Annotated in this window: 3 protein-coding genes; 2 read left to right on the plus strand and 1 reads right to left on the minus strand. The window is 65.6% G+C overall.

Annotated features, from left to right (window positions below; all coding sequences use genetic code 11):
• Window positions 1–557: 557 nt before the first annotated feature.
• Window positions 558–1,367, plus strand: a complete 810-nt coding sequence (locus OG203_RS38035) for a hypothetical protein (RefSeq protein WP_405162036.1) — start codon at window positions 558–560, stop codon at window positions 1,365–1,367.
• Window positions 1,368–1,376: 9 nt separating this feature from the next.
• On the opposite strand, the gene OG203_RS38040 is transcribed toward OG203_RS38035, so the two are convergent.
• Window positions 1,377–2,312, minus strand: a complete 936-nt coding sequence (locus OG203_RS38040; RefSeq protein ID WP_405162037.1) for a helix-turn-helix domain-containing protein — start codon at window positions 2,310–2,312, stop codon at window positions 1,377–1,379.
• Window positions 2,313–2,781: 469 nt separating this feature from the next.
• Between OG203_RS38040 and OG203_RS38045 the strand changes: the two genes are divergently transcribed.
• Window positions 2,782–5,733 (plus strand): BTAD domain-containing putative transcriptional regulator, encoded by a 2,952-nt coding sequence (locus OG203_RS38045; RefSeq protein ID WP_405162038.1) that lies wholly within the window; start codon window positions 2,782–2,784, stop codon window positions 5,731–5,733.
• Window positions 5,734–5,921: the final 188 nt, after the last annotated feature.

A 5,921-nucleotide genomic window follows, 5' to 3' on the forward strand; every position in this document is an offset into this window, starting at 1 on the left:
CCGATTCCATCCGCCCTCCGGCATCGGCTGACCAGCAAACACGTTGTCAACACCGTATCCCGATCGATCCGAACTACACACGCCTAGCGTGTTTTTCAGCCCCCGCCGGGTTGATGCTCCTAATCGATAGCCCCGACGGTGGGTGCCATCAATTGGACGGCCGAAGGGGTGGGTTCGATGAACGGAATCACGTTACTGCCGCCCGGCGTGTTCAGCTCGTAGGTAGTCCTCGTGCCTGATCGCTTGATTCCACGTCCGAAGATAGATATCCCGGCAGAGCTGGACTTGCCGCTGAATCTGCACCCCGCGCGTCACGGTGGCTTGCACCAGTGGAATCCACGGGTCGTAGCTCGCGCCCTCGGCGGCGCCGTAATCGTCCCGCGTCTCCAGGTGCCAAACCCACAGTAGTGGGGGCGCTGGTCTTGTTGGCTGTTGGTTGGGTGTTCGGGTTGTTAGGTTGTGGTGTTGGGCTGGGTGGTGGTGACTCGGCCCTGTTCCGTTGGCGTGCAGTGGATTTGGAGTCGCGGATCTTTTGTTTGCGTATTAGGACGGGAACGGTGGGGAAGATGGTCGGCGTTGGTTCGGTGGGGCGGTGGGTCTGGCTGGCTGGCGTTGGGGTGGTGGTGAATGTGGGGGTTTTGGGTGGGCTTTATCTGCCGGGTGGGGTCGTGTCGCTGCGGGCTCCCTACGCCGAGCGGGTTTTCTGGGTGCCTTTTGCGATTGCCTTTGTGAGTGGGATGTTGGCGCTTCGTGCCGTTATCGGTCGATGGTTTGGGCGGGCGTCGGGCGATCAGGTGCGGGAGTTGTGGGGGGAGTTGTCGGTCGGGGTGCGGACCGGGTTTGTGGTGGTGTACTCCGGTGCGATGGCTCAGGTGGGGTTGTCGATTTTCGGTCGTGGTGTTGCTTCTGATATTGGGTTCGAGCGTGCTTTTGCGGGTATCGGGGTTGCTTTGTCCGCGTGTGCCGCGGCGCTGCTGTATGCGGCGAAGGCGCGGGAGCGACGTGGTACACGGCTTCCGCCTGTGCCTGCGCGAAAGTGGTTGTGGTTGCCCAGGATTGCGGTGGTTGTGGTTGTGGCCGTTGGGCTGGTGGTTTATATCGCCAGCGACCGGCATTCGATATTCGACGAGCGATCGCTGCATGAACGGCTCGCCGCTGACTATGGCCACACGGTGTGGTACTCGCATGTGGTGGCCGCGAACACGAATCACAGTGCAGATGGCTTCGCCGTCTATCTCGACACTACGGACCCCGCGATCCAGACCGCCGCCTGCACAGACCTTCTCGGCGAAGGCAAACTGCTGGGTCGCATGCCGAACCTGTGGTTCGCGGACCACGGCCATGGCAGGTACGTGCGGCCGTGTTGACGATGCCCGTCAGGGGTGCGGGTCGGTCGGGGTGCTGATGGTGGTTTGAATTGTGCGGTATTCGCTGGGTGGTACGCCGTAGACCGCGCGGAACGTGCGGCTGAACCCGGCGGCGTCGTGGAATCCCCAGCGGGCGCCGATGGCGCTGACCGGGTGGTCGCGCAGGCGCGGGTCGAGTAGGTCCTGGTGGCAGCGCTCCAGTCGCTGACGCCGGATCGAGGCGGCGACGGTGTGCTGTTGTCCCTCGAAGAGTTTGTGCAGTGTGCGGGTGGAGATGTGATGGGCGGCGGCGATCGTGGCGGGGGAGAGTTGGGGGTCGCCGAGATGATCCTGGATGAACGCCTGAACCTTGATCTTCATGGCATTCTCGCGGCTCTCGAGGGGCACGGCGGATACGCGGTCGATCCGGTTCGCGACGGCGAGCGACAGCAGATCGAGGAACGCCGTGCCGATCCGTGCGTCCCTTGCGCTTTCGTATGAGTCGAGGTGCTTGACCAGTTCCCTGGTCAGTGCGGCGACAAGCGCGGCGTACGGGTCTGCGGCGGCGAAGCGGACCGCGGTGAGCTCCCGGAACTGATTCTGGCCGACCGGGAGGAGATGCCGGGGGAACATGACGACCGAGAGTTCCTGCCATTTCTCGGTGACCAGATTGCTCGGTCGGGCCAGATCCATGAGAATGAACTCACCCGGCGCCAGCTGGGACTCCCGGCCCTCCTGTTCGAAGAGTCCTTCCCCGCCGATCGCGAGGTCGATCTTGAACATGCCCTGATCGGATTTCTCGATGAGATCGGGTGTCCGCCTTGCCTGTATGGCCGAGGTCCGCAGGTTCATCACGGAGACCGGGCCGATGTCGGCATGGTCGATCCGGCCGCGAACATTGCTGCCGGGGACGCGGATCTGGTGCGGCGCAACGTTGTTGGACAGCACATCCTGCCAGTAGTCCACGCGCGTTCGCGGAGGCTCGTCCTCGGACCGTAACCGCGTAACCATGATCAAACCCCGGGATCGCCTCATGAATGGATAAGTGGAACGCGAAAACGCTAACAGTCCTGTGAAGGACAGACCAACGGGTCGACGAGATGATCACGGGCGCCAGCGGCCGCCGGTGTGCACGCGATGCCAAAAGCCCTGCGCTGGCAGTCAATGACAGGACAGTCGGGTCCGCTCGATGCTGAGCATGCGTGCACGATGCGGTGTCGCGCGACGCGAATGTCCTCGACAGCTGTCGCTGTGGTTCACACGCGGGTGGTGACGCATTACTTACGCTTCGACATAACCGTTCGATCAGATGGCAGTAACGATGAGCTGGTGACCGTGACCTCTCCGCGTGTCGGAGACAGCGACCAGGTGACGCGATAGATCACCGCTTCCACGGGTGACCCCGACCTCGGTTGGGTTGAGTGTAAGGATTGCTTTGACGACGCGAGAGTTCTCAGATACCAAGGTAGCGCCGTCCGGGGTACTTCGGCTGAACGTATTGGGTCCGGTCGAGGTGCGACTGGCGGAGCGCCGCCTGGAGATCTCGGCGCCGCAGACTCTGGCCATGCTGACCATTCTCGCGGCCGAGTCCGGGCGCACCCTGTCGACGACGCAGTTGGCCGCGCGCCTGTGGGCGGATCGGCCACCGACCTCGGCGGTCAATGTCCTGCGTAATCACGTGCACGACGTGCGTCGGCAGTTCGATGCCCATGGCCATGCGGGTGCCGGAGCGGAGTGGCTCGGCTCGACGATCGGTGGCTATCGACTCGGCCTGCCGGTGGAGTTCGATGTCGCCACCGTCGAGGATCTGCTCATCGCCGCCGAATCCGACCGGGCTTCGGGCGCGGCCGACCTGGCGAACGAGAAACTGGTTGCGGCCAAACAACTGTGGCGCGGCGATCCGCTGGTGGGTGTGCCGGGGCCGTGGGCGGACAAGGAGCGGGCGCGCCTCGGCGGCCTGCGTGCCGCCCTGGACGAGGCCGCGATAGCCGTCACGCTCGACCTCGGCCGATATTCGGCGGCTGTCGCGGAGTTGGAAGCGCTCGTCGCGGCCGAACCGCAGGGCGAGCGGTGGCACGAACTGCTGATGGTCGCGCTGTACCGGGCCGGTCGGCGGGTCGAGGCGCTAGAGGTATATCGGAACGCGCGTCGGCTGCTCGCCGACGAACTCGGTCTGGAGCCGAGTCCGCGGATGACCCGACTGCATCAGGAGATCCTGTCGGCCAAACCGCCGGCCGGTGCGAGTGAATCGCCTTCTCCCGACCGAGATTTGCACGCACCGCGTATCCCGGCGCAACTGCCGTCGGACATCGCCGATTTCGTCGGACGCGACCATCTCGTCGAACAGCTGACGGCGACGCTGAGTACGGACTCCGACCGCCGCCTCGTTGTCGCGATCACCGGCATGGGTGGCGTCGGAAAGTCCACGCTCGCAATACATCTCGCGCATTGCGTGCGTCAGTACTATCCGGACGGAGTGTTGTATCTCGATCTCGGTGGCATGGACGAGCACCCTCGATCGACCGGCATGCTGCTCGAGGCCGCACTGCGTTCGTTCGGTTTCGAGCCGAGCGAGCTGCCGCTCGACCAGTCGGAGCGAACGGACGTGTGGCGCAACATGGTCGCGCGCAAGCGCGTACTGCTTGTGCTCGACAACGCGCGCGACGTCGAGCATCTCACCCCGTTGCTGCCGGGCACGGGTCCGGCGGGGGTGCTGGTCACCAGCCGTTCCAGTCTCGCGGAATTGTTCGGTGCGCGACTGATTCCGCTGGATGTCCTGACCAAGGACGAGGCGTTGGCCTTGCTGGAGCACATGGTGCCGACGCCGAGGCTGTCGGCCGAACCCGATGCGGCACACGAGATCCTGCGCGAATGCGGTCATTTGCCGCTGTCGCTGCGCATCATCGGGGCGCGGTTGGCGAGCCGACCCACCTGGCCGCTCGCCGGGGTTGCCGAGCGGCTGGCCGACGAGCGCGGCAGGCTTGCCGAACTCACCGTCGGCAACACCAGCGTTGAGCTCGCGTTTATGGCCAGCTACCGCACGCTCGCCCCGGATTTGGCGCACGCGTTCGTGCTCATCGCGTTCTCCGACGCACCCGCGTTGTCCGTCGCCGCGATTGCCGCCCTGCTCGACCGAGATCCGGCCGAGGCCGAGCGGCTTTGCGAAGCCCTCGTCGACCTCGGCATGTTGCAGTCACCGGAGCTGGGTCGCTATCGGTATCACGATCTGTTGCGGCTGTTCGGGCGCAAGATGGCCGATACCGAACGACGGCGGGAGTGGCCGCAGGCCCTTGGCCGACTGGTGGATTTCTATCTCGCCAGCGCGAAAAACATGGTGGAACTGCGTGATCCGGGTTTCGGTACCAACCAATACGCTGCTACCAGCGCGGCCGGACAGCGGTTCAGCACGGGGCGGCAGTGCGCCGCATGGGTTGTGGCCGAGCATGCCGCGGTGGTGGCGCTCTATCGGCAGGTTGCCGAGGATGGCGATGCCCGAAGCCGTACGCTCGCAGTCGATCTCGCATTGTCGCTGGCGGTCGGCGGGGATGTGGGTCAGCAACAGCCACAGGTGGCGCAGGCGCTGCAGGCGCTGAGCCTGGCGGCCGAAGCCGACGGCGAACGTCAGACCGTGGCCAGGGCGCAGCTGGCCGCCGCGATGGCCCGGCTGGTCGGTATGGGAGATCTGAGCACCGTGAGCGCGCTGCGTCACGCGGGTGCGGCCCTGCTCGACCTGGGCGATCGGGCTGGTGCGAGCATCACCGAGATAATGCTCGGCACGGCCATGGCGTACCAGAGCGACACCGATACGGCGCTGGCACATTTCCGGCGCGCTATCGAGCTGATCAGCCAGGACTGGCCGACGAGTCAAGGGATCGTGTGGGCGACGATCGCCCGCGTCTACGGTGAGGCCGAGCGCTGGGCGGAGGCCATCGAGGCTGCCGAACACGCGCTTTCATACGCACGCCAGGTCGGCAGCCTGCGGGTCGAGTCGATGGCGTTGCACGAGTTGGGATTCGCGAAGCTGCAAGGTGGCGATCCCGAGGCCGCTCGGGAGCTGTGCGAGCGGGCGCTCGCCGCGGCTCGCCGCGATGGGCGCCGGCATCAGGAAGGGTGGGCGCTGGCCCGGCTGGCCGAGGTCATGCTGGACAGCGGGGATGCCGACGGGTCGGTTGCCGGTGAGGCGGTGCCGGTTGCCGGTGAGGCGGTGCGTGCCCTCACCGAGGTCTCGGCCGCAGTGCGACGTGTGCGGGCGATGCAGGTATACAGCCATGCGCTGGCCGCTGCCGGCCGGGGTGAAGAGGCGGAACCGATTCTGACCAAGGTCGCGCAATGGAGCAGCCGCATCGGGCTGACCGTCTCGGACTCCGACGCGCCGATCGCCAGCTGACGGAGGACGCCGCCGCGCCGATCGCCAGCTGACGGGGATCGTCCCCCTCAGTGGGATCGAGCAGACGTATCGGCCTTGCTTGATCGTGGCTTATCGCGGCAGCGATCAAGAATGCCCGCGTGCCGAAGCACGCGCCTTGGGGCAGCACGGCGGCCTCGACAAGACGTTGACACCCGGCGGTGTGGGCG

It is taken from the genome of Nocardia sp. NBC_01499 (assembly GCF_045040275.1).
Lineage (GTDB): Bacteria > Actinomycetota > Actinomycetes > Mycobacteriales > Mycobacteriaceae > Nocardia.